The organism is Chitinophaga sp. YIM B06452 (assembly GCF_039655965.1).
Lineage (GTDB): Bacteria > Bacteroidota > Bacteroidia > Chitinophagales > Chitinophagaceae > Chitinophaga.
On the sequence record NZ_JAWLKY010000011.1, the window covers coordinates 1 to 24,981 of the forward strand.

Here is a 24,981-nt window from a genome sequence, read left to right on the forward strand (position 1 = left end):
ACCTGTATCAGGCAATGTGCTTAGCAATGATACTGATCTGGAAGGGAACACATTGACAGCCAGCCTTGTAGTAGCGCCTGTGAATGGAACGGTGGTGCTGAATGCCGACGGTTCCTTCACGTATACGCCGAATGCAAATTACAATGGCACTGATTCGCTGATCTACCAGGTTTGTGATAATGGTTCTCCGTCGCTCTGTGATACGGCAACACTGCACATCGCCATAACGAATGTGAATGAAAGACCGGTGGCTGTGAATGATGCTTACACGGTGAACGAAGATACTGCGCTGAATGTACCATCCCCGGGCCTGCTGGGCAACGACACCGATCCCGACGGCGATACGCTGGCAATTGCAGTTCTGGCTGCCCCAATGAACGGAACATTGACATTGAATCCGGATAGTTCCTTCATTTATGTGCCGGCGCCGAACTTCTTCGGCAACGACACAGCGTATTACACCATTACTGATCCTGATGGATTGATGGATACCGCGATGGTGATATTTACTGTAACCGGCGTAAACGATGCACCGACAGCAGCAGATGATGCACTTACCACTGACCAGAACAGCCCGGCCACCGGCAACCTGCTCAGCAACGACAGCGATATCGATGGCAATATCCTCACTGCGTCGGTAGTTTCAGGTCCGGCAAACGGTACCATCACCCTGAACGCAAACGGCAGCTTTACCTATACGCCTGCCAATGGCTTCAGCGGTGCGGATTCCATCACTTACCGCGTTTGCGACAGTGGCACACCATCCCGCTGCGATACCGCGACGGCAAGGTTCACCATTGCCGCGGGCAATATAAAACCGGTAGCTGTAAACGATACCATTACTGTAGTTTCCGGCGCAACCGTTACTCACGAAGCCCTTGTGAACGACAGCGATGGCAACGGCAATACGCTCACGGCCAGCATCATCCGCCAGCCGCAGCATGGTACGCTTGTGTTCACGCCAGCGGGCAGAGCAACCTACACCGCCAATGCGGGCTATACCGGCACCGATACGGTCATTTACAGGATATGTGATAATGGCGCCCCGGTGCTCTGTGATACGGGCGATATCTACATCACCATCACCGCAGTACCGGAAGAGCCCGCCGCGGGCTTGGCCAAAGCCGCCGATGCGCCTGTGTTACAGCCTGATGGCACGTACAGGCAAACATTCGTATTCACTCTCCGCAACACCGGCAATGCAGACCTGAAAAACGTGATGACCGGGGATGACCTCGGCAGGGTATTCCCTTCACCGGTAGCCTTCACAGTGGAAAGCATCACTGCCAGCGGAACGCTGATCGCGAACACAGCTTACAATGGTATCAGCGATACAGCGCTCCTGCAAAATCTCAGCACCCTGGACGCAGGCCGTCAGGACTCCATTACGCTTACGCTGAAAGTGAATGCCAACGGTAGCTTCGGGCCGTTTACCAATACCGCCACCCTGCAGGCGCAGAGTGTAAGGGACAACCTGCCGGTAACAGATATTTCAAACAACGGCCGCAATGCGGCAGCCCCGGGCAGCCAGCCCACCAGCTTCAGCTTTGCGGCCAACCCGCGGATCGGGCTTGCCAAGGCTGTAAGCGAAACCAGGCTGGAGATAGACGGCAGCTACACCTTTACGTACACCTTCTTCCTGCGGAACATCGGCAATACGGCACTCACGGAAATACGCCTGGCAGACAACCTCCAGGCAGTATTCCCCGCGCCGGTATCGTTCCGTGTAGCCGGAAACGTTACTGCTTCCGGCGGGCTTGCGCCCAACCCGGCGTTCAACGGCACTACAGATCAGCAACTCCTCGTGCCCGGCGGCAGCAGGCTTGAGCCCGGCAGGGAGGATACCGTTCGTTTGATGTTGAACGTATTGCCCAATAAGTCTTTCGGCACCTTCAACAACGTCGCGAATGTGCTGGCAAGGGTAGCCGCAACAGGCAATGATATCTCGGATGTATCCACCAATGGCAACCTGGCCGATCCGGACGGCAACGGCATCCCGGATGAACGGGCCGCCACGCCGGTGGTACTCAGTCCCACGCAGCTGCGCATCCCGCAAGGCTTCTCGCCGAATGGGGACGGGGTGAACGACCGCTTCGTGATCGGCAATGCCGGCAGCGACAAGATCAGCCTGGAAGTATACAACCGCTGGGGCAACGTCGTCTATAAATCCACTGAATACAGCAACGACTGGAATGGTACCTGCAACCTGGGTATTCACATGGGGCAAGACCTGCCTGACGGTACTTATTATTACGTAGTCGTGAATAGTACAACCGGTGAGAGGTACGTGAACTTCATCACCATAATGCGTTAAACCATGAAAAAGATCATCACCCTCTTCGTGATATTGTGCATGAGCCGGCAGTTGCTGGCGCAGCAGGAAGCCATGTATACGCAGTATATGTTCAATATGATGGCCGTAAACCCCGCCTATGCCGGCAGCCGCGGCGTGCTGAGCGCTACCGCTATGTACCGCAACCAGTGGGTGGGAGTGGAAGGCGCTCCCCGGACCGGCACACTTTCTTTTGATATGGCCACGCGCAATAAAAAAGTGGGGTTGGGGATACAGGCGTTCAACGACCGGATCGGCATTGTGAAAACCACCGGCTTCTACGCCTCTTACGCTTACCGCATCAATTTTAATGAGAATGGGTCTGCGCTTGCGATCGGTTTGCAGGGCGGGCTGAGCAATTACCGGGCGGACCTGACGAAGGTAGAGCTGACAGACGGCGGCGATCCGGCATTTATGCAGAATATCAATGCTATCATGCCCAGTTTTGGCGCGGGAATATTTTACAACACACCTAAATTTTACGCGGGGTTCTCTGTTCCCAATCTTGTAAAAAGCTACCTGCGCAAAGATCAATATCTGTATAGTACGGAAGTGGTCGCAAAAAAATATATGCATCTTTTCCTGGTAGCCGGTTACGTGTTCGACCTTAATGAAAACCTGAAGCTGAAGCCTTCTTTTCTCGTGAAAGCCGTAAGAGGAGCGCCGGTAGTGGTAGACGTCAATGCTAATTTCTGGATAAAGGAAATAGTGGGCATCGGCGCATCCTACAGAACGGGCGATGCTATTGCCGGGCTGCTGGAATTGCAGCTGAGCAACCAGTTCAGGCTGGGTTACGCTTATGATCACAGTATTTCCAATCTCGTGAAATACAACCAGGGCACGCATGAGATCATGCTGCGCTATGAATTCGGGTGGGACAGGAAGCAGGTGGTTTCCCCGAGATTTTTTTAACACGATATAACGAGCATTCATGCGTTTATCCGTCATCATACTTTCCTTTTTCATCCCGGCCTCCGGCCTGGCGCAAGCCGCTATGGCGGATTCTGCGCAATGGGAAACGGCTTACCTGAATATGAATTCCGGGTACGATGATCTTTGCCCCGCTGTGTTTAACCGTGGCCTCCTGTTCGTCAGCAACCGCGGCAGAACGCAGGCGGCTACGCGGCAGGATGCCGGCAACCGGTCCCCGTTCTTCACGCTCTTTTACGTGTACGACGTGGCCAGCCTGAAAGGCACTGCCGCGCCGCAATGGAGAACCGCTTCACCTGTGCAGCCGCAGGCGGTATCCGCCAGCAGCAACGATACCCGCAAACTGGCCGCCACCAGGCCGCCGGCGCCTTTGCCGCAGAATGTTGAACGGCTGGGGAAGGATGAGATATTATTGTTCAACGTGCAGGTGAACGACCGGCTGAACGATGGCCCCGTTGCATTTAACCAGCGGCAGGATACGATGTACATCACACGCAATGGCCGCAGCAGCGGCAAAAACAAGACGGACCGCCTGCAGATCCAGACACTGATATACCGGTATGGCAACTGGCTGCCGGCGGTAAGCCTGCCTTTCAATTCCGGTGAATATTCCACCGGCCACCCCGCGCTGCATCCACAGGGCAGCCTGTTGTATTTTGTATCAGACATGCCGGGTGGTATGGGAGGAAAGGATATTTATTACGCGCTTAAAACGGATTCAGGCTGGTCAGCCCCGCAAAACGCAGGCCCGCTGGTGAATACACCCGGGAATGAAATGTTCCCTTATTTCGCGCCGGACGGTACTTTGTATTTCTCTTCAGATGGCAGGGGAGGGCAGGGCGGCCTGGACCTTTTCTCCATCCGGCTTTCCGGCAATATGCCTTCCGGAGAAGCGCTTAACCTGGGCGCCCCCGTCAATTCCCCGCAGGATGATTTCGGCATATGGCTGAATAATGATGGCAGAACGGGTTACTTCAGCAGCAACCGCTATGGAACGGATGATGTGTTTGAAATGAGAAGGAAATGATCAGACGAGCGAATTCAAATGCCAGACCCTCGCAGCCACAAACGCCGCGATGGCCGCGTACAGGATATATACCCACAACCTGCTGCCGCGGGCGAGGAACAGCCCGGTGCCGGTGAGCACAATGATCAGCAGCGCCCATACGTGCAGAACCAGGAATGCATCATTATCCAGCTGTTTGATCGAGGGATCATACGCATACCGGTAAGGTGAGGTAATGGCAAAAAAGAAGGTGATGACGGCGATCACCGCGAGACAAACGACCTGTAATATCTTATTCTCTTTCATACAACAGGAAAAATGAAAAGCCCCCGTGCTGCGGAGGCTTTTTGAATATTTATAACGGGATGTTCCCGTGTTTTTTCTTCGGCATGTTCACCACTTTATTCTCCAGCATCTTGTAGCCTCGGATGAGTTTGTCCCGTGTTTCTTCGGGGCTCACCACCTCGTCTATATAACCTTTTTCGGCTGCGAGGTAAGGGTTGGCGAAGCGTTCGGTGTAATCGGCCACCAGTTCGTTCATGCGGGCTTCTTTATCCGTAGCGGTATCTATCTCTTTTTTGTAGATGATCTCTACTGCTCCTTTCGGGCCCATCACGGCTATTTCCGCCTGCGGGAAGGCAAAGTTCAGGTCTGCGCCGATGTGCTTGGAATTCATCACGCAATACGCGCCGCCGTATGCTTTGCGGGTGGTAACGGTGATCTTGGGGACAGTGGCTTCGCTGAGGGCGAAAAGCAGTTTGGCGCCATTGGTGATGATGCCGTTCCACTCCTGGTCTGTACCGGGCAGGAAGCCGGGCACGTCTACCAGCACCAGCAGCGGGATGTTGAACGCGTCGCAGAATCGGGTGAAGCGGGCGCCTTTCACGGAAGCGTGAATGTCCAGCACGCCGGCCAGCACAGCGGGCTGGTTGGCCACGATGCCGATGCTCCTGCCTGCAATGCGCGCAAAGCCCACGATGATATTGTCTGCAAAATCTTTATGCACTTCCAGGAAGCTGCCTGCATCCGTCAGTTCCGCGATCACTTCCTTCATATCGTAAGGCTGGTTCGGGTTCTCGGGGATCATGTTATTCAGTGCGGGGCGGCTTTCGTTGGTGGTTTCGTAGGGGTACACCGGCGCCGTGTCTTCACAGTTCTGCGGCATATAGCTCAGCAGTTCCTTGATGTTGCGGATGCATTCCACTTCGTTGGCGCAGGCAAAATGTGTTACGCCGCTTTTGGTGGCATGGGTATGCGCGCCGCCGAGGGCTTCGCTGGTCACTTCTTCATGGGTAACGGTCTTTACCACGTTGGGGCCGGTCACGAACATGTAGGAAGTGTTTTCCACCATCAGGATAAAATCGGTGATGGCGGGGGAATAAACGGCGCCGCCGGCACAGGGCCCCATGATGGCGGATATCTGCGGTATCACGCCGGAGGCGCGGGTGTTGCGGTAGAAAATGTCGGCGTAACCGGCGAGGCTCACCACGCCTTCCTGGATGCGCGCGCCGCCGCTGTCGTTCAGGCCGATAACGGGCGCGCCGTTTTCCATGGCGAGGTCCATCACGCGGCAGATCTTACGGGCATGCGGCTCGGAAAGGCTGCCGCCATACACGGTAAAGTCCTGGGAAAATACATACACCAGCCGGCCGTTCACGGTGCCGTAGCCCGTTACCACCCCGTCGCCGGGAAACTGCTCCTGGTCTGTGGTCATACCCTTATTGCGGTTGTGCACAAACATGCCCAGTTCTTCAAAAGAACCTTCGTCCAGCAAAAGCTGTAATCTTTCGCGGGCCGTCAGTTTGCCTTTCTTATGCTGGGAATCGATGCGTGCCTGTCCGCCGCCAAGCTGCGCTTCGGCGATCTTGGATTGTAGTTCCTGGATTTTACTCATTTTGTAAAAATACGGAAAGCGCCTTAATTAACAGGCTGCCTGTTTATGGAAAGTGAATGGCCACTTTCGGCAGGAGGAGGGTATCTGAAGAATTGCCTGCATTGTCTTTGATAAATACTTTCAGCTGGCTGGTATCTACTTTGTTGGGAGGGGGATTGCCGCTGCCGAACTGGCGAAGGCGGATGAAGGTCTGGTCTGAAGCGTCGCCCATGATGAGCGTCAGCTCCGCATTGATCTTGGTGCCTTTGTGGATCTCAAGGCTGGGCATTTTAATGAATTCATAGGGGTCGCGGGTGCCATTGTCGGTGGCGGTATCCATCCGGTAAAGGTCCAGGAAATAAAGGTTGCCTTCTGTATCGCCGTCCCCATCCTGCAGGTTAAAATAAAACTCAACCTGCTCTACTTCCACCGGCACGTCTTCCATGGTTACGGACTTAAAGGTCAGGATGGGCTTGGTGCCACCGGCCCCCTCTTTTTTACAACCGAAGAAACCGAAGGCTATAGCGGATAAAAGTATTATTTTCTTCATATAACAAACCTACATTAAAATGACCAAAAGGCAAAACAACCTGCATTATAAACGCCAGGTATCCCCGGTTTGTTACATATACCTCCGGGTATTCGTAAATTTGCTCCCCAGATGAAGGATCAACTCGCCGCAAGGATATTTTCAGAAAAGGACCCTATGGCCCTGGCGCCGGAGCTTTTCAGGCTCCAGTACGGGCAGAATGCCCTCTACCGGGCTTATGTGGATGCCCTCCGGGTGAACCCCGCACAGGTGAACGCGCCCGAACAGATCCCTTTCCTGCCCATCCGCTTTTTTAAGACCCACCCCGTGGTTTGCGGGGAATTTGAACCCGAAGCCATATTCGAAAGCAGCGGCACCACGCAAACGCAGAACAGCCGCCACCTGGTGAAAGATACGGGCATCTATACACGCAGTTTTATGGACGCCTTCCGCCGCTTCTACGGTCCCGTGGAAGGCTTTGTGGTACTGGGCCTGCTGCCTTCCTACCTGGAAAGGCAACATTCCTCGCTCGTATACATGGTGCAGGAAATGATCACGCGCAGCGGCCATCCCGAAAGCGGTTTTTACCTGTACGAACACGATAAACTGGCAGACACGCTGCTGGCCCTGGAAGCCCGCCGCCAGCCCGTGCTGCTCATCGGCGTCACCTTTGCCCTCCTGGATTTCGCGGAAGCTTACCGCCTGAACCTGCGCCACACCATCGTGATGGAAACCGGCGGCATGAAAGGCCGCCGCGAAGAATGGACCCGCAGCGAACTGCATGATTTTCTCATGGAAAGACTCGGCGTGCCTGCCATCCACGCGGAATACGGCATGACCGAGCTGCTCAGCCAGGCCTATTCCAAAGGCGGCGGCCTGTTCCAATGCCCGCCCTGGATGAAAGTGATGGTACGCGACGAAAATGATCCTTTCGACCTCTCCGCCGCTTCCGCCTCGGGCGTCATCAACGTAATAGACCTCGCCAATATCCACTCCTGCGCTTTCATTGCCACAGACGACATTGGCCGGCTGCAGGCCGATGGCAGTTTTGAAGTACTCGGCCGCCTGGACCACTCCGCCCTGCGCGGCTGCAGTCTAATGGTCAGTTAGTTATGGTGTTTTAGAATAATATGTTTACCTTGCCCGGAGAATCACCAGACCTATGAAAACACCTATCCTCCTGGCATTGGCCCTGTTCCTGTGTATGCCGGCCCTCCAGGCGCAGCTGCTCAAAAAGCTGACCGGCAAAAAGAAGGCGCCCGTTGAAACGGAAGAGACCATAGACGAAACTTTCCCGCAGGCGCGCGGCAGGGCCAAAGCCGCAACGCCGGAACCCACCCTGATCATCGGCGGCGACGAGAGCGTGCGCATGGATTCCTCCTACGAATACGACTGGGCCGTGTACCAGGAAAGCGAAGCCTTCCAGGGCAGCCAGCGGGTGATAGACGGAGGGGAAGACATCGTGATCTATTACAGCAGCACTGAACCGGCTTTCTGCATACAGCTGAAGAGCCGCAGTACCGGCACGCGGTATCATTTTTACGGGGATTTCGGGAAAGAATCGCAGCTTATGCTGGCCGGTGTGGGCGGCATTGCCAGCGGCGACAAAACAAGGCTGCAGCTGGAAGGCATGGAGCCCGTTTATCCCGGTGAGATCGGCTACCTGAGCCAGCTGAAAAAGACCGGCAGCAAAAAAGTGATCGCGGGCGTGGCCTGCGAAGAATACGTGGCGCACAACCTCCGGCACGACCCGCGGGTGGTGAACACCAATCATTCCAAAGTAACCGCCTACGTATGGATCCCTATGGACCCGCATGCCGTATTCCCCGGTTACAGCCTGATGCCTGATCATTTCAAGATACAGATAGAACGTATGCGCATAGCCGGCTCATACCCGCCGGTGGTGATGCCGCTGGAAATGTTCCTGGAATACGGGAATGGCGATAAAGTGTTCACCCACACCACGCACATCATCATCAAAGAAAGACGGAAAGTGGAATTGGCGGACATCAATAAATAGGGTAAAAAGATCCCGGCCCGCATCGGCGCTTCTTCCGGGGGCAATGTTGGCGATATGGGTTGTACAGGGATGAACTTTCATGGGGGATGCGGACAGACCTGGTTGTTCGGGCTCCTATCTATCATCCATAAAAATGCGATAGCAAGCGGTTTATATGAAAATTCAATTGTAATGCGACGGGTTACACGTTAAACAGGCTGCATGAATTTAACGAGTTCGGGGTTCATAAACTATTTTATATTCGGCGGATTATCCGTATATTCTTTGACAGGCGGCAAAAAGCCCCGGCATTGCGCCAGGGCTTTTATTACACTTAAGCTGATTGAAGGTTTCCGTATCAATACCTTCCTGGAACAGGGGCGTTTAGAGGACGATACGCTTATGGGTAAACGAAAGGATGAAAGGCCGGCCCTGCATGCACGTTTTAGAATGGCAGTGAAGCATACGTTGACGCCTCTAAAGTATATGCTGAAGTGTAAAACTTATGTGAAATGTTTGTGAAGTAAATGCTAAAGTACAGGCAGTTACGTGAAGGTTAGCCCACTTATGTTGTAGGGAATTATGTATATTGACAGGAATTCTTGAAATTACACGCGAACAAAATTTAAAACCACACCACATGCGACGTTTAGCCACTTTATTATTTATCAGCGGGGCAGCCATTATGATGTCTTTCGCTGTGCCAGCCAACGAAAACCCTGCAAAACCAACCACGCATGCCAAAGCCGCGTATGCCGTTTACCAGGTAGACAACCAGCAGAGCAAGCTCACCTGGACCGCCAAGAAAGTGACCGGCTCACACGCCGGCGCCATCGCTGTTTCCGCGGGCCAGCTGGATATCGATAAGAACGTATTAAAAGGGGGCAGCTTTACGCTGGATACCCGCAGCATCACCGTGACCGACATCACGAATGCGGATATGAACGGCAAGCTGGTAGGCCACCTGAAAAGCGACGATTTCTTTTCCGTGGAAAAGCACCCCACCGCTACATTCGTGATCACCAGCGCCACCGCTAAAGGCGGCGGCAATTATGATGTTACAGGCAACCTCACCATCAAAGGCATCACCAATCCCGTGTCTTTCCCCGCTACAGTAACCGTAGCCGGCGGCCAGGCAACGGCGAAGGCGACCGTAACCGTAGACCGCACCAAGTTCGACATCAAGTACCGCTCCAAGAACTTCTTCGAGAACCTGGGCGATAAAGCCATCTACGACGATTTCACCCTGGACGTGACGCTGGTGGCCAGCGCGAAATAAATTGACCTTTATAGAACAGAGGGATAATGCGGATGAAGGCATTATCCCTTTTTCTTTGCCGGAGAATCGCCGTCTTCTGCGGCTTTCCCGCCGGGCGAAACCATATTCCGCCCAAATTGGCGTACTTTTGCGGCTTAATGCTACCGGCAATTATGACTTTCAACGATCTGAACCTGAATAAACCGCTGCTTTCAGCCCTGGAAGACCTGAACTTCACCACGCCTACCACCATCCAGCAAAAGGTGTTTTCCGTGGTCATGAGCGGCCAGGATGTATGCGGCATTGCGCAAACCGGCACGGGCAAGACCTTTGCATACCTGCTTCCCTGCCTGCGCCAGTGGAGCTTTACCAAAGACCGCTTCCCGCAGATACTCGTTGTAGTACCCACCAGGGAACTGGTTGCCCAGGTAGTGGAAGCCGTAAAACAACTCACCCCTTACATGAACGTTGAAGTGGCCGGCTTTTACGGCGGCACGAATATGAACCCGCAGATGGCCATCGCCGAAGGCAAGCTGGACGTGGTAGTAGCTACTCCCGGCCGGCTGGTGGACATTGTAATGAGCGGCGCGCTGAAACTGAAGAACATCAAAAAGCTGGTGATCGATGAGGTGGATGAAATGCTGAACCTGGGCTTCCGTACGCAGCTGAAAAACATCCTGGACCTGCTGCCCGCGAGACGGCAAAACCTGATGTTCTCCGCTACCATCACGCCTGAAGTGGAAGCGCTCATCACTGAATTCTTCAACAACCCCGCCACGATAGAAGCCGCGCCCGCCGGCACGCCGCTGGCAAATATTGCACAGAGCGTTTACCATGTTCCCAACTTCAACACGAAAGTGAACCTGCTGGAACTGCTGCTGAAAGAACAGGCGGATATGACGAAAGTGCTGCTGTTCGTAAGTACCAAGCAGCTGGCAGACCAGCTGTTTGAAAGGCTGGAAGCGGATATGCCGGGCAAGGTGGGCGTGATACACTCCAACAAGGAGCAGAACTACCGTTTTAATTCCGTGAAACAATTCCAGGAAGGTAATTTCCGCCTGCTGATCGCTACGGATATCATCGCCCGCGGGCTTGACATTTCGGAGGTAACGCATGTGATCAATTTCGACATGCCGGAAGTGCCTGAAAGTTACATCCACCGCATTGGCCGCACCGGCAGGCAGGACAAGCAGGGCAACGCCATCAGCTTCGCTACGGAAAAGGAAATGGAGCAGCTGGAAAAAACGGAGGAGCTGATGAATTATAAAGTGCCCGTAACACCCCTGCCGGGAAACCTGGAGATCTCTACCGTGCTCACCAAAGCGGAGATCCCCGAAGTGATCGTGCCGAATATTGTATTGAAAAAGCCCAAACGTGAGTCAGGCGCGGCGTTTCACGAAAAGGCCGCGAAGAACAGGAAGGTGAATGTAAAAATAAGCCACAAGGAAAAGATGATGAAGAAATACGGCAAACCCAAATCCCGCGGGAAAAAGAAATAGACTCGTCATTGCTCGAAAAGTCTGTTGTTGCCCGGGAATACCGTCATTGCGAGAAGCAGCAGAGCCCATGCGGGAGGGGCGACGAAGCAATCTCCCGCATTGGATTGATATACGCTATGTTTGGAGATTGCTTCGTCGCGCTTCCCGCTGCATAGAATTCCGCAGCAGCTCCTCGCAATGACGGGTTATAAATTCAGCAGCCCGAATTTATACAGATTATTCACCGGTTTATTATCCCAGAATAATTCAAAATCTTCCAGCCCTGCCGCTGCATAACTTTCTTTCACTTCCTGCAGTGTGAGTGTTTTGGGCTGGTCTACGGATACTTTTTCGAGTATGTCCGCCAGCCATTGCCCCTGCTGCGGTTCCACGCTGATATTGATCTTTTCTTTCCGGTTTTGGAAAGTGAGGGAAGCCACTTCCCAGGTATTGCCTTTTTTGCTTTTGGTGACGGTTTGCAGGGCGGGTTTTTTGCCAAGCCACACGATCTTCGCGGTAGGTTTGGCGGAAGCGAGCTTGTCTTCCACCAGCGCGTTCACGATGTAATCGGGCGCAATTTTCGTTTTGGGTACTTTGAATTCAAACCACTTCTGCAAAGGATCGTCCAGGCAAATGCCGTGCATGTAATTGAAGAGCGATTTTTTGAGGCCGAAGCTGAAAGATTCATGATCGGCGCCGGTTTCGTCGACGTGCATGATGTCGTTGTTCGCGAAGGCGCCGATGGCTTCTGTTTCTTTTCTCACTTTGTATTTCGCGGGGTCCAGGCCAACGGGGCTGTGGGCGGTCATGGTGAAGAGATGCCAGAAAGCGGATTGCAGGATGCCCGCTTTGAACATCTGCCGTACCATTTCCAGCGAATCGATGGTTTCCTGCGCGGTTTGCGTGGGAAAGCCGAACATCAGGTAAGCGTGCACCATGATGCCTGCTTCTGTGAAGTTGCGGTTCACCTGCGCTACCTGCGCCACGGTGATGCCTTTTTGTATCAGCTCCAAAAGCCTGTCTGAAGCCACTTCCAGGCCGCCGCTCACGGCAATGCAGCCGGATGCTTTCAGCAGCAGGCAGAGGTCGCGGGTAAAACTTTTTTCGAAGCGGATATTGGTCCACCAGCTCACGGTCAGCTTCCTTCTGATGATCTCCAGCGCCAGCGCGCGCATGAGGGCGGGAGGAGCGGCTTCGTCCACGAAGTGGAAACCGGTTTCGCCGGTCTGCCGGATGATCTCCTCCATCCGGTCTACCAGCAGCGAGGCGGCTATGGGTTCATACAGGCGGATGTAGTCGAGGGAAATATCGCAGAAGGTGCATTTACCCCAGTAACAGCCGTGGGCCATGGTGAGCTTGTTCCAGCGGCCGTCGCTCCACATGCGGTGCATGGGGTTCACCACTTCTATGGCGGAAATATATTGATCGAGTAAAAAATCGCTGTAGTCGGGCGTGCCCACCTGGCCTTGTTTATAGTCTGCGCAGCTTTGGTTGTTGAAGTACGTCACCTCGCCGTTTACCAGCATGAAGGTGCGTTTCAGTTCCTGTTGCGTTTTGGCCCCGGTGATGTACCCGTAAAGGTTTTCGATGGGCGCTTCTCCATCATCCAGCGTGATGAAATCGTAAAATTCGAACACTCGCGCATCGGTGAGCGAGCGCAGTTCGGTATTGGCAAAACCTCCGCCCATGGCTACTTTCACATCAGGGTAATTCTTTTTTATCCATTGCCCGCAGCGCAGGGAAGTGTAGAGGTTGCCGGGGAACGGCACGGAAATGGCTACCATTGCAGGTTGTAGCGTGGCTATGCGTTCGGAGAGGATGCGGATGAGGATTTCGTCGATATAGGTGTAAGGCTGCTGCAGCGCGTTGTAAAGTTCATCGAAGCTGTTGGCGGAGCGGGCCAGCTTTTCGGCGTAGCGGCTGAAACCGAAATGTTCGTCCACGCATTCCATGATCAGGTCGCTCAGGTCTTCGAGGTACATGGTGGCGAGGTGTTTGGCCTTATCCTGCGTGCCCATGGAGCCGAAGGCCCAGCCCAGGTCTTCCAGCTGCGCGAAGCGCGCCGCTTCCGGCAGGAAGTCGCGCTTGCAGATACGGTGCGCCAGGGTAGGGTTGTGGCCCTGTAAAAAGCGGATCACCTCGTCGATGGTATGGATGTAGTCTTCCTGTAGGGCGATAATGCGGGAGATATTCTCCGAAAATTCGCCGCCGCGTTGCGTAATACGGTCAAACAGCGCCTGGAGCCCGTTTTTGGAGAACAGCGCTACGGTTACCTCGATGCCGAGGTCCGCCTGGAAAGCCGGTATGTTCCTGGTGTTCAGGAAGCCCTTCAGGTAGGCGGTGGCCGGGTAAGGCGTGTTCAGCTGTGTAAAAGGCGGCGTGATCAGGAAAACGGAAGCGCTCAAAATCAAATCGGTTTAAACAGCAAAAATATCACTAATTCATTAAACAGGGATTTCCTATTTTACGGTCCATGGCTTCTTCACAAACTTTAACGGCCCTTTTCGCCCTGGCGTTCGCGCTTCCCGCTATGGCTCAATCAGATACCACTACCCTGGGCGGTATTACGGTGCACGGCTATTCCCAGCAGCGGGAGCTGGCTTCCATCCCGGCCGCGGTGGCCCTGGTGCGCGGGCAGGACCTGCAAAGGCTTTCCGGCCAGTCCATTCTTCCCGCGCTGAATGCCCAGCCCGGCGTGAGAATGGAAGAACGTTCCCCGGGCAGTTACCGGCTCAATATCCGTGGCAGTTCCCTGCGTTCGCCTTTCGGGGTGCGCAATGTGAAGATGTATTACAATGGCCTTCCCTTCACCGATCCCGGCGGCAATACTTACCTGAACCAGTTTGCCGTAGGCAGCTTTTCGGGTATGGAAATATTGAAAGGCCCGGGCAGCAGCCTTTACGGCGCAGGCACAGGCGGCGTGTTGCTGGCGGAGAGCGGGTTTGATGAGGAGGACCATTTTACCGCTGGTTACACCGGCGGCAGCTACGGCAGTCATTTGCTGGCAGGTAAAGGCAATTGGGGGACGGAGAAATTCAAACAACAGGCGCTGCTGAGCTGGCAGGAATCCAACGGTTACCGTGCGCAAACCTACATGCACCGCACGGTGGCGGGATGGGGCGGCCGCTGGAAGCCCAATGACAAAGCGGACTTTGAAGCGCATCTTTTATACGGTGATCTTTTTTATGAAACGCCCGGCGCCCTCACGCTGGCGCAGTTTGAAGCGGACAAACGCCAGGCAAGACCAGCAGGCGGAGGTTTTCCTTCCGCTGCCGGCGCGCATGCGGCCATCCACCAGCAAACGTTGTGGGGAGGCGTACAGTTTGGCTACCGCTGGAATGAGCACTGGGAGCAGCGCACGGGCATATACGGCGCATTCAGCAAACTGGAAAACCCTGCGATCCGGAACTTCGAAAAGCGCCGGGAGCCGCATTTCGGCGGCAGAACGGTGTTCACGTATTCCCGTTCCATCCTGCGCGTGCTGGCAGGCGCGGAAGTGCAGCACGGTAATTTCTCCACGAAAGTATTTACCAATGCCAGCGGCGAACCCGGCATACTGCAAACGGACGATAAGATCAATAACACGCTGTATTCGCTGTTCCTGCAACCGGAACTGCTGCTGCCGCGCGGCTGGACGGTCACCGCGGGCATCAGCATGAACAATACCCGTACGGCATTCACCCGCGTGTCTGAAACGCCGGCGTTTAATTTCACGAGCCGTTATAAAAATGAATGGGCGCCAAGGCTGGCGATGATGAAACAATTCGGCGCATGGGCGAACCTGTACGCCGTGGTGTCCAAAGGTTTCAGTCCGCCCACGGTGGCGGAGCTGCTGCCCAGCACCAGCGTGATCAATACCACTTTGCAGGCGGAGAAAGGCTGGAACTACGAAGCCGGTATAAGAGGCGGTAAAAGCGGTTTCTGGTACGACGTAAACCTGTTCTGGTTCCGCCTGCGGGATGCGATCGTACAACGCAGGGATGCCAGCGGCGCGGATTATTTCGAGAACGCGGGCGCTACTACGCAAAAAGGTTTTGAAGCGCTCCTGCAATACCGGTTCAACACCCTGCTCACACTGCGCGGAGCATACACTTACCATCATTTCCGCTACGATGAATTCCGCCAGCAGGATAAAGTATACGACGGCAATGCCCTTCCCGGCACACCCGCGCATACGGTGGCTGCTACGGCCGATCTCCAGCTGCTGCCTGCTCTCGGGCTTTACCTGACTTATCAATACAACAGCGATACCTGGCTGAACGATGCGAATACCGACAAGGCAACATCCTTTCACCTGGTCGGTGTTAAGGCGCAATATACTTTCACGTGGAGCGGCCGCTGGCGGGCCGGTGTGTTTGCCGGGGCAGACAACCTGCTGGATCAGACCTACAGCCTCGGAAACGATATCAATGCCGCCGCGGGCCGTTATTACAACGCCGCGCCGGGCCGCAATTTCTATGCAGGCTTCAGGGTGCGGCTGGATGGGCGGTGATAGAACAACAAACCCGGACAAGCTGCCGCCTGCCCGGGATGTTCTTTGTTATACCAGGGAATATAGGACGGGCTAAACAGGATTTCCGTATATGCGTTACAGTGATAATACTAATACCAGTTTTTCTTTCTCAGGGAAGCTTTTTGTATTTGCCTGAAATCAGCGCGTGGCGGTTGTTTACCTCCAGCTTCTGGTAAATATTCTTGATATGGGTCTTTACCGTTTCGAGTGAAATGTCCAGCCTGATGGCGACTTCTTTATTGGTAAGGCCTTCTTCTATGCCCTGGAGTATCTGCGCTTCACGGGGTGTGAGTTTTTCCTCCAGGTTCTCGGCTGATTTAGGATTGAAATAAGCTACTACTTTCCGCGCTACGCCGGGAGACATGGGCGCGCCGCCGTCGCGGAGGCTGATCAGCCCTTCTTTGATCTTTTGCAGGGAAGTTTGTTTCAGCAGGTAACCGGTGGCTCCTGCGCAAAGCGCCTGGAATATCTTTTCGGGGTCGTCGTACACCGTAAGCATCACCACCTGGCAGCGGGGCGCGCGGCGTTTGATGCGCTGGATGCCCTGTATGCCCGATTCCCCGGGCAGGCCGATGTCTGACAATACCATATCCAGCTCAACCTGTCCGTCCCAGGCAGCGAGGAAAGAAGTTACGTCTCCCGCGCTTACAGCGCAGGTAAAACCGGGCTGCCGGGAGAAATACTCCGTTAAGGTATGCCTGATCTCCGCATCATCTTCCAGTATTCCCAGGTGAATCATGTTGTAAAGATGGGTATTAAGGTTGAAAGAATATCTCCCTTCTTTGGGGGAGGCTTTTACCAGGGAACGGACAGCTTAACAACGAAGAAGCCGTTCTGCGCGCCGGTTTCCAGCGCGCCTTTCATGCGTTCGGCGCGCAAGCGCATATGCTGGAGGCCCTGGCCGCCCTGGTAGGTCCGGAGCGGACGGGTATGTTCGTCGCAGGGGTTCTGCATCGTGAGCGCCAGCTGCTGCCCGAAGTGAAGCGTGATGTTCATATCCCCGGCGGTATACCGCGCGGCATTGTTTACCGCTTCTTTGAAAATAAGAAAGAAATTTTGCCGGATCATCTGGCTCAGGGCCCGTTCGGCATACTGCCCTGTTACCTGGAAGTTGCAGGAAAGGCCGAGGTCCTGCTGGAGCTTCACCACGTAATCGCGCATGCGGCTTACAAGGTCGGCCGCGGTATCGAACCGCGCGTCTATGGACCATACCATGTCGCTCATGGTAGTGAGCGCATCGCGGCTGGTGTCGGCTATTTTTTGCAGCGCGGGGGTATGCTCCTCTTTCATGCGCAGCAGGTCTGCCTGGAAGTAGATGCGGGTGAGCGAGCTGCCTACCTCGTCGTGGAGGTCGCCGGCTATTTTGGTGCGCAGTTGCTGCTCTTTGCGCAGTTGCTGCATGCGGTAACGCCAGATGAGCCATACCGTGCCCGCGGCCAGCAGCACGGCCATGATGCGGAACCACCAGGTTTGGTACCATGCGGGAAAAACGGTAAGGGGCAACGAAAGCAACGGCTGCACCGGGTTGCCGGGAGTAATGCGGGCCGCCAGCTGCACGACGTATTTCCCCGGCGCAAGGCCGGCAAAGCTGATCTCCGGCTGCCGCCCGATCTCTTTCCATTCTTCTTCCTTCAAACGGTAAAAATATTGCAGCTGCTTCACTTCCTCCTGGCCGGGCCCGCCGAAGCGGAGGGAAAAATATTCCGTGCCGGGCTGTATTTCCAGGGACCGCGGCATTTTGTAGGGTAATGTAAAATCCTGTACCTGGCCGTTGTTGCTGCTGGTGGTGAAGCTGGTGAAATAAACAGGCGGCAGGCGTTTGGTGGTATCGGCCGCCAGCAGCTGCGAAAGGCTGAAGCTGGTGAAACCGTTGATGGTGCCGAAGTACATCCTGCCATTGTTTTGCAGGGCGGCGGAGTGGTTGAATTCGTTGGAGGGCAGCTTGTCCAGCCGGGAATAATTCCGGATAGCAAAGCTTTCCGCCTGCACCAGGCTCAGGCCATGGCCTGTTCCTGCGGCAATGTAACCGCCATCCGCCAGTAACGCATACACAGCATTGCCGGCAAGGCCGTTGGTGGTGGTCAATGTTTCCAGGAGCTTGCCCTGCGCATCCAGCACGAGTATACCGCGCCCGTTTGTGCCTGCCCAGATGCGGCCGTTCACTTCGAACAGGCAGTACACGCTGGTTTCCGGCTGGTCTTCCGCCGCTTTGCGCACCGTGCCGGCAGCGGTGTTGTAAATAAAAAGCCCGGCGGTGGTGGCGATGTATCTCAGCGGGCCTTTTGCCATCACCTGGAAGACCTTCGCGGTCATGATGCGCTGCTGGCTGCTGATGGCAGGAACAGGTACAATACGCCCTGTGTATACGTTCAGCAGGAAAAGCCCGGCATAGGTGCCGGCCCATACCAGCGAATCATTTTCGCGGCAAAGGCTGGTGGTATATTTTGCGAATGCTGCAAAACCGCCGGTGGCGCTGCTATGCAGGGGCGTCAGCGTGTGCTGCGGGATGGTCAGCCAGTGGAGGCCGTCGCCTTCGGTGGCTGCCAGCAAAGTGTCTTTGCTCCAGGGTATCATCGTGTATACGAACCGCTGTGCCAGTTGTTTTGCCTGGCCGCTTTTTTCGTCGAACAGGGTGAGCCCGTCTTTGTAATTGCCAATGAGCCATGTGCTGTCTGCAAGCTGGTAAAGGCTGCGAACGCTGTAAGGCACTGTTTCGGAGGAAGCGGTGCCCAGGTAGTTGCGGAAGGGCGTGAGAACGGGTTCCAGCACGGCGATGCCCCTGTTGAAACCGAAGTAATGCCTGCCTTCCCCGCCCCGGTACAGCGACATGCTGATGTTCGTAAAATGCTGCATCACTTCCGGCTCCGGTTCCTGCGTTTGCCCGGTGACGGGATCGAGGGTTATAAACCCGTATTTGTTGATGAAGATGCCAACGTTACCGTCAGGCATGCGGAAAAAATTGACCTTCCGCCGGCTGGTGAGGGAATCGTTGAGCGGATGCTTCCAGCGCGAAACCTCGCCGGTGGCCATGTTGCCAATGTATACGCCATCGCCGGTCACATTAAAAACGACTTTGCCGCTTTTGTGAAAAAACACTTTATCGGTGATGGCTGCTTTCATGGCCACTGCAGGAAAATACCGCAGCATTTTCTGCTGCCGTACGATCACGAAGCGCCCGTTTACCAATACCCACAATTCGCCTTTTACGGGCTCAAATACGCCGCCAAGTTGTATGTTGTCTTTCGGCAACAGGGCGCGGAAATCCGCCGCCTGCACCAGCTCGCCGCCATCGACGCGATACAGCGCGGCGTCGCCCGAGATAATGTAAATGGAACTGTCCTGCCCTTCGTAAATATATCTTACAACCAGGTTCTCTTTTGTGCCGGGGCGGTGTATCCATGAATTAGCTTTCCAGGTCAGCAGGTCTATCATGGTGAGCCCGTTGGACGTGCCGGCCCAGATGCGGTCATGTTTGTCTGCCAGCAGGCAGCCGATGGCGTTGCTGATGAGGGCAGGTTGGCTCAAAAGGTCGAAAGTGAGGAGGCGGTTGCCGTCGTAACGGTGCAGGCCGCTGCTGGTGGAAAACCAGAGCATCCCTGTCCGGTCTTCCGCAACGTGCGTGATGCTGACGTCGCGCAGGGAGGCGGGCAGCTCCAGGAAGCGGAACCGCAGGCCCTCGTGGGCAAACAGCATGCATGGCAGCAAACAAAAGCAGCAGAAAAGCCAGGAACGGATCATGATGGATATGGTTGCGGTAAGCGCTCCAAAATTCACGTGGCACAGCTCTGCATAGGGAGGGCGCTTCCCCGGCTAAAATACGATTAGTTTTCCATGTATTCCCAGGCGCTCCGGTAAGCGTCCCGCGCTTCGGCGTAAGCGATGAAATCCGCGTAGAAAGGCAGCTGCGAAAGCGTGGCGCTGTCGCCGATCACCACCAGCTTTTTCCGCGCGCGCGTCATGGCCACGTTCATCCGGCGTACGTCTGCCAGGAAGCCGATCTTGCTTTCGGTATTGCTGCGCGTCATGCTGATGTACACGATGTCGCGCTCCTGCCCCTGGAAACTGTCGATCGTGTTCACGGAGATCTTGTCGCCATAGGCTTTGAGCGCGGGCGAATGTTCGAGCTGTTCTTTCAATAGATAGATCTGTTCTTTATAGGGTGAGATCACGGCGATGGAAGGGAAGCTTTCTGCTTTGAAATGCGGATGCAGCACGCTTACCAGCTGGGTGAGGTGTTTGAAAAGAAAAGCGGCTTCTTCGGGATTGCTCGTGCTGGTGCCTTCCGTTTTTTCATCGAAGCCGCAGCCGGCAGTGTCCACAAAAGCCAGCGGCGCCTCCCCGGGATGCAGCAGGTGCCCCGCCACGGAAGCGTGTGCCCGCAGTTTGTCTTTATAAAAAATGGAAGAGGAATAACCCATGATAGTTTCGTGCATGCGGTACTGTTCTTCGAGCATTACAACGGCTTCAGGATACAATGCGGCGCATTTCTCCAGCAGCGTGGTGCTCAGGCCTTTGCGGGCCGCTTCGTCGGACTTGATGGTGGGGGAAAGCTGGCAGTGATCTCCCGCCAGCACTGCTTTCTGTCCTTTCAGGATAGGTATCCAGCAGGCGGGTTCCAGCGCCTGGCCGGCTTCGTCTATTACCACGGTGTGGTATTGGCGGTTGCGCACAGTGTAATGGCTGGCGCCTACCAGGGTAGCGGCCACTACCTGCGCTTTGGAGATCACGTCATCTATGATGTACTGTTCCGTGTTCTCCACTGATTTCATGATGTTCCTTGCTTCGGCGAACAGCGCTTTTCTTTGCTCTCTTTCGGCTTTGCCGAAGTTGCGTTTGTATTTATGCGCCATATCGCGGAATTCGTTGGCCTGTTTTTTCAGGCGTTTGATCTCTTTGATGCTGGGATGGTCTGCGATCCGGCTGTCCAGCGTGAGGGCGGTGAGCCGGTCAGACACGCGGGCGGGATTGCCTACGCGCAATACGTTGAGGCCTTCTTCGGAGAGTTTTTCGCTGAGCAGGTCCACTGCGGTATTGCTGGGCGCTACTACGAGTATCTGCCCGGGTTGCTGTGCTGCCAGCGTTTTGATGGCCTGTACGAGCGTGGTGGTCTTGCCCGTTCCGGGAGGACCGTGAACGATGGCAACATCGTTGGCGGACAATATCTTTTGAACGGCCTCCTGCTGCGATGCATTGAGGCGGGGATGTTGAAAAGGCGGCGCGTCTGTATGGAAGGAGGGCGCCTGCGAACCGGTGAGGATACGCACGAGGCGGCCTTCATTGGGCTTTTCAGCCAGCGCGGCCGCCTGTTTGAGGGCGTTTTGCATTTCATCGTAGCTGTTGTCGTCAAACAGCAGGTCGATGCCCAGCTTGCCATCATCCGCCCAATCCGGCAGTTCGTCTGTGCGGAGGGTGAGCTTGAGGCGGTTGCCGCTTTGCCAGGAAATGACGCCTTCCACATGATCTTCTTTGGGGTTGTGGTTGGAAAACAGCATGGCGGCAGCGCCGAAACGCAGCTGGTGCACGATCTCCTGGTGGGTGGTGCGTTCCAGCTCAACGGTCAGGTAATCGCCCCGGCTCATCTCGGAGCCGCGGATGGCGATAGGGTACCAGGTAAGGCCATTGGCCCGTCTTACAGCCACGGGTGAGGTTTCCGTAAGCTGACGGTAGTTTTTCCTGTCTTCTTCCTTTTCTGTTTTCAGCAATTCCTGCAACCGTGCAAAATAATCCATCGCGCAAAGGTACGATTTATCCCGTCAGCCTGCGGCAGCGAAAGGAATGGATCATTTTCCAGGTTCCTGCAATACGGATAAGATGTTGCCCGCCGGATCGGCAAACCAGGCGATGAGCGGTCCTCCGCCGCGGAAAATGCCTTTTTCATCGGTCTTCAGCTCACCCTCGTATTGCTCAAAGCGCACACCCTTCTGTGTAAGCTGATCCACAGCCTGCTCTATGTCTTTCACCGGGAAGTTGAGGATGGTGAAGGTGGCGGGGGAATGATTGGGCTTCTGGTAGATCATGATGTTGCCGCCTCCTTTGATCTTCAGGGTGAGGGTGCTCATTTCGCCTTCTTCTACATCGAGGCCGAGTGTTTGGCCGTAGAATTGTTTTGCTTTTTGCAGGTCGTTCACGGAAAAGCCGCTGAATGCTTTGGTGTTGTTAAACATAAGCCGGTTTTTTGTTTACCCGAAGTTACACCCTTTACCCGGTCGGGAAGAGGGGCAAATGCGGCAAATGTATGGGCTGGATGAGCAACAGCAGTGAAATAACTATCTTTGCGTATTGAACAAAAAGGGAATGCCCAGAAAACAAAAAACGATCCCGGTGAGATCTTTAGCCGAAGAACCTGGCAAAGGCATTGCTCTCGTACAGGTATTGTCAGGCGCTTTTCAGTCGGATGAAGAAATCAAACAAGCGCACCGGGACAACTATCATGTATTTTTTATGCTGGAGGAAGGGACCGCTTTATTTGAAGTGGACTTCCAGGAACACAGGTTAATATCTCCTTCGTTGATGTATATTCAACCTTACCAGGTTCATAAGGGGCTGGCAGTAGATAGTGTGGCGTTCACAGCATTGCTGATCAGCCAGGAAAATTTAAACCCGGAATACCTCAGGATATTGGAGGGCATAGCACCGGCAAAACCTTTGCCATTAAATAAAGAAGTTTTCTCCCTGATATCTGAAGCGGCATCACTCTGTATAAAATTCCATAAACGGAAAAATGAGAGGTTATATCATTCCATGTTAAAAGACAGTTGTAATGCTTTAGCCGCCCTGGTTGCTTCACAGTATTTAGTCCAATCCAAACCACCGGACGCACTTTCCCGGTATGAAATAATCGCCAGGGCCTTTAAAACCTCATTGGAACGCTTTTTTTTAACCGAGAAGCGCCCTTCCGGCTACGCCGGGAAATTAAAAATTTCAGTTCCCTATTTGAATGAATGTGTAAAAAACGTAACGGGGTACCCCGTTTCGCATCATATCCAGCAACGGGTCATTTTGGAAGCAAAAAGATTATTATACCATACGGATAAATCAGTAAAGGAAATTACGATAGAGTTGGGATATGAAGATTATGCTTACTTCTCACGGCTGTTTACTAAAATAACAGGGAGGTCTGCCCTGGCTTTCCGGAACAAAAACCGCGATTAGTCCAATACTTACGGCCTTCGTTCCATTGCCTGATCCGGCCATTCATTGTTTCTTTGCTGTGAATTAAAGTATAATTAAATGGATGCGTCAGTTTCCGTAGAGGAAAAACCTAAGCTATTATCCCTGCGGGATTTGTTAAGCTTAATAAAGCCCGTCAGGGGCAGTATGATCATCGCCTGCGTTTTACAGGCCATTTCTGCGATTGCTTCAATTGTGCCATTCATCGCAGTTGCCGATCTGGCGAAAGTATTACTGGAAGAACAGGCGCCGGTAAATGCTGATGCGGCATGGAGGGCCTGCTGGATTGCTTTCTTCGCGTTGATCGTCCGAATGGCTGCCACTTATACTGCTTTTTTTATCTCTCACAATGCGGATAATGATTTTCAGCTTTATATCCGCAGAAGGTTGGCGAAACATTTGGTGAAAGTTCCCTTGGGCTGGTTTACCGGCCGCAGTGCGGGTGATGTAAAGAAAGCGATGGCAGATGACGTGATGAATATGCACAATCTTATAGCGCACGCGGCATTAGAGCTGCTGACGGCCATCATTGTTCCTGTTGTTACGGTCGTATACCTTTTTTCAATTAGCTGGATAATGGCTTTAGCGGCGCTTATTCCTGTCGTCATCGGTGTATATATGTATACCAGGCAATTAAAGAAGGGGCTGGAATTAATGGACACTTATACCGAATCCATGGGAAAAATTAACGGCGCAGCCATTGAATTTGTGCAGGGAATAAGCGTAGTGAAAACGTTCGGGCAAACCGGGCGGGCATATAGCCGTTTTTTTGAAGCCGGCGAAAATTTTCTCTCTGTCATGTGGAATATGATGAAAGGAGCCCTGCGCGTTTCATCAATTGCTGAATTATTCCTTACTCCCATTACAGCATTGGTTTCCATTTCGGCGGCAACCATCTTTGCCGTTCAGATGGGATGGGTATCTTCTTTTGTCATCATTCCTTTTACCTTGTTGGGATTAGGGATTACCGCACCATTGCTGGCGATGATCTTTGGAGGCCGGTCGCTGCAGGAAGCGGCCGTAGCGGCTGCCAAAGTGAAAGCATTACTGGCTACGCCCGTTTTGGAAGAAGCTGCTGCTGCGAAGGAAGTCAATAATTTTGAGCTGGAATTGCAGCACGTGTCATTTAGCTATGATAATAAAACAAAGGTGCTTGACGATATAAATATCGTTTTAAAGCCGGGAACGACCACCGCTTTGGTCGGCAGGTCAGGTTCCGGGAAATCGACCATTGCCAAACTCATACCCCGGTTCTGGGATGTTTCAGAAGGAAAGATTTTGATTGGCGGGGTGGATATTAAAGATTTACCCTCCACTGTATTGTATCAGTATGTCAGCTTTGTATTTCAGGAAGTACAAATACTCAGGGCCAGCGTCCGGGAGAATATTGCTCTTGCCAGGCCGGATGCAGGCCAGGACGAAATCATTAAAGCCGCCAAAGCAGCTAAAATTCATGACCGGATCATGGAATTGCCCCGTGGCTACGACAGCATTGTAAGCGAGGATGCTTTGTTTTCGGGAGGCGAGGCGCAGCGGTTATCCATAGCGCGGGCTTTATTAGCAGACACGCCAATATTGGTGATGGACGAGGCCACCGCTTTTGCCGACCCTGAATCGGAAGCATTGATCCAGGATGCGCTTTCCAACCTGGCAACAGGGCGTACCCTGCTGGTAATAGCTCACAGGCTTTCTACAATACAGTATGCAGACAATATTATAGTACTGGATAAAGGCCGGATTGCAGAGCAGGGAACGCACCGCCAATTGCTGGATGATAACGGAAAGTATAGCAGGTTATGGGAAAGGCACGAACGTTCAACGGAGTGGTTCCCGGAGACACGTGTTGCAGGAAAACACAAAAGCAATTCATCCTTCAGCAATCAAAGCGTTTAA

Annotated in this window: 18 protein-coding genes; 10 read left to right on the forward strand and 8 right to left on the reverse strand. The window is 53.9% G+C overall.

Features of this window, described 5'->3' with window-relative positions; genetic code table 11:
* From R3I13_RS26810 to R3I13_RS26820, 3 genes are all read left to right on the forward strand, one after another.
* On the forward strand, positions 1–2,314 hold a 2,314-nt coding region (locus R3I13_RS26810), incomplete at its 5' end, for an Ig-like domain-containing protein (RefSeq protein WP_346321079.1).
* Positions 2,315–2,317: 3 nt separating this feature from the next.
* Entirely contained in the window at positions 2,318–3,244 is a 927-nt protein-coding gene (locus R3I13_RS26815) for a type IX secretion system membrane protein PorP/SprF (RefSeq protein ID WP_346321080.1), read from the forward strand.
* A 19-nt stretch (positions 3,245–3,263) separates the two neighbouring features.
* Positions 3,264–4,289: a hypothetical protein gene (locus R3I13_RS26820; RefSeq protein WP_346321081.1), complete on the forward strand. Its 1,026-nt coding sequence runs from the start codon at positions 3,264–3,266 to the stop codon at positions 4,287–4,289.
* Here the strand turns inward: R3I13_RS26820 and R3I13_RS26825 are convergent, their stop codons facing one another.
* Genes R3I13_RS26825 through R3I13_RS26835 form a run of 3 tightly spaced genes read right to left on the reverse strand, consistent with a single transcriptional unit; the run spans position 4,290 to position 6,691 of the window.
* Complete coding sequence (locus tag R3I13_RS26825; protein ID WP_346321082.1) at positions 4,290–4,574, reverse strand: hypothetical protein; 285 nt, start codon at positions 4,572–4,574, stop codon at positions 4,290–4,292.
* Positions 4,575–4,623: 49 nt separating this feature from the next.
* The gene (locus R3I13_RS26830; RefSeq protein WP_346321083.1) at positions 4,624–6,162 is read right to left on the reverse strand and encodes an acyl-CoA carboxylase subunit beta; all 1,539 of its coding nucleotides are present in this window, start codon (positions 6,160–6,162) and stop codon (positions 4,624–4,626) included.
* Positions 6,163–6,205: 43 nt separating this feature from the next.
* Positions 6,206–6,691, reverse strand: a complete 486-nt coding sequence (locus R3I13_RS26835; RefSeq protein WP_346321084.1) for a hypothetical protein — start codon at positions 6,689–6,691, stop codon at positions 6,206–6,208.
* Between the two features lie 111 nt (positions 6,692–6,802).
* On the opposite strand from R3I13_RS26835, the gene R3I13_RS26840 reads away from it, so the two are divergent.
* The 4 genes from R3I13_RS26840 to R3I13_RS26855 all read left to right on the forward strand — a co-directional run bounded on the left by R3I13_RS26840 (position 6,803) and on the right by R3I13_RS26855 (position 11,426).
* Positions 6,803–7,780 carry an acyl transferase gene (locus R3I13_RS26840; protein ID WP_346321085.1) on the forward strand — a complete coding sequence of 326 codons (978 nt, stop codon included), beginning with the start codon at positions 6,803–6,805 and terminating at the stop codon, positions 7,778–7,780.
* Between the two features lie 52 nt (positions 7,781–7,832).
* Positions 7,833–8,690: a hypothetical protein gene (locus R3I13_RS26845; protein WP_346321086.1), complete on the forward strand. Its 858-nt coding sequence runs from the start codon at positions 7,833–7,835 to the stop codon at positions 8,688–8,690.
* A 619-nt stretch (positions 8,691–9,309) separates the two neighbouring features.
* Complete coding sequence (locus tag R3I13_RS26850) at positions 9,310–9,948, forward strand: YceI family protein (protein WP_346321087.1); 639 nt, start codon at positions 9,310–9,312, stop codon at positions 9,946–9,948.
* Positions 9,949–10,100: 152 nt separating this feature from the next.
* Positions 10,101–11,426, forward strand: coding sequence for a DEAD/DEAH box helicase (locus tag R3I13_RS26855; protein WP_346321088.1), 1,326 nt, complete (start codon positions 10,101–10,103; stop codon positions 11,424–11,426).
* A 185-nt stretch (positions 11,427–11,611) separates the two neighbouring features.
* Here R3I13_RS26855 and R3I13_RS26860 read toward each other — a convergent pair whose 3' ends face one another.
* Entirely contained in the window at positions 11,612–13,810 is a 2,199-nt protein-coding gene (locus tag R3I13_RS26860; protein WP_346321089.1) for a B12-binding domain-containing radical SAM protein, read from the reverse strand.
* A gap of 68 nt (positions 13,811–13,878) precedes the next feature.
* On the opposite strand from R3I13_RS26860, the gene R3I13_RS26865 reads away from it, so the two are divergent.
* Complete coding sequence (locus R3I13_RS26865; protein WP_346321090.1) at positions 13,879–15,897, forward strand: TonB-dependent receptor; 2,019 nt, start codon at positions 13,879–13,881, stop codon at positions 15,895–15,897.
* A 130-nt stretch (positions 15,898–16,027) separates the two neighbouring features.
* Here the strand turns inward: R3I13_RS26865 and R3I13_RS26870 are convergent, their stop codons facing one another.
* The 4 genes from R3I13_RS26870 to R3I13_RS26885 all read right to left on the reverse strand — a co-directional run bounded on the left by R3I13_RS26870 (position 16,028) and on the right by R3I13_RS26885 (position 22,082).
* Positions 16,028–16,657, reverse strand: coding sequence for a response regulator transcription factor (locus R3I13_RS26870; RefSeq protein ID WP_346321091.1), 630 nt, complete (start codon positions 16,655–16,657; stop codon positions 16,028–16,030).
* Positions 16,658–16,713: 56 nt separating this feature from the next.
* Complete coding sequence (locus R3I13_RS26875) at positions 16,714–19,656, reverse strand: histidine kinase (protein ID WP_346321092.1); 2,943 nt, start codon at positions 19,654–19,656, stop codon at positions 16,714–16,716.
* Between the two features lie 83 nt (positions 19,657–19,739).
* Complete coding sequence (locus tag R3I13_RS26880) at positions 19,740–21,647, reverse strand: AAA domain-containing protein (protein ID WP_346321093.1); 1,908 nt, start codon at positions 21,645–21,647, stop codon at positions 19,740–19,742.
* Between the two features lie 51 nt (positions 21,648–21,698).
* Positions 21,699–22,082 carry a VOC family protein gene (locus tag R3I13_RS26885; protein ID WP_346321094.1) on the reverse strand — a complete coding sequence of 128 codons (384 nt, stop codon included), beginning with the start codon at positions 22,080–22,082 and terminating at the stop codon, positions 21,699–21,701.
* A 130-nt stretch (positions 22,083–22,212) separates the two neighbouring features.
* Between R3I13_RS26885 and R3I13_RS26890 the strand changes: the two genes are divergently transcribed.
* Both R3I13_RS26890 and R3I13_RS26895 read left to right on the forward strand, forming a co-directional pair.
* Positions 22,213–23,070: a helix-turn-helix domain-containing protein gene (locus tag R3I13_RS26890; protein ID WP_346321095.1), complete on the forward strand. Its 858-nt coding sequence runs from the start codon at positions 22,213–22,215 to the stop codon at positions 23,068–23,070.
* 165 nt (positions 23,071–23,235) lie between these two features.
* Positions 23,236–24,981 (forward strand): ABC transporter ATP-binding protein, encoded by a 1,746-nt coding sequence (locus tag R3I13_RS26895; RefSeq protein WP_346321096.1) that lies wholly within the window; start codon positions 23,236–23,238, stop codon positions 24,979–24,981.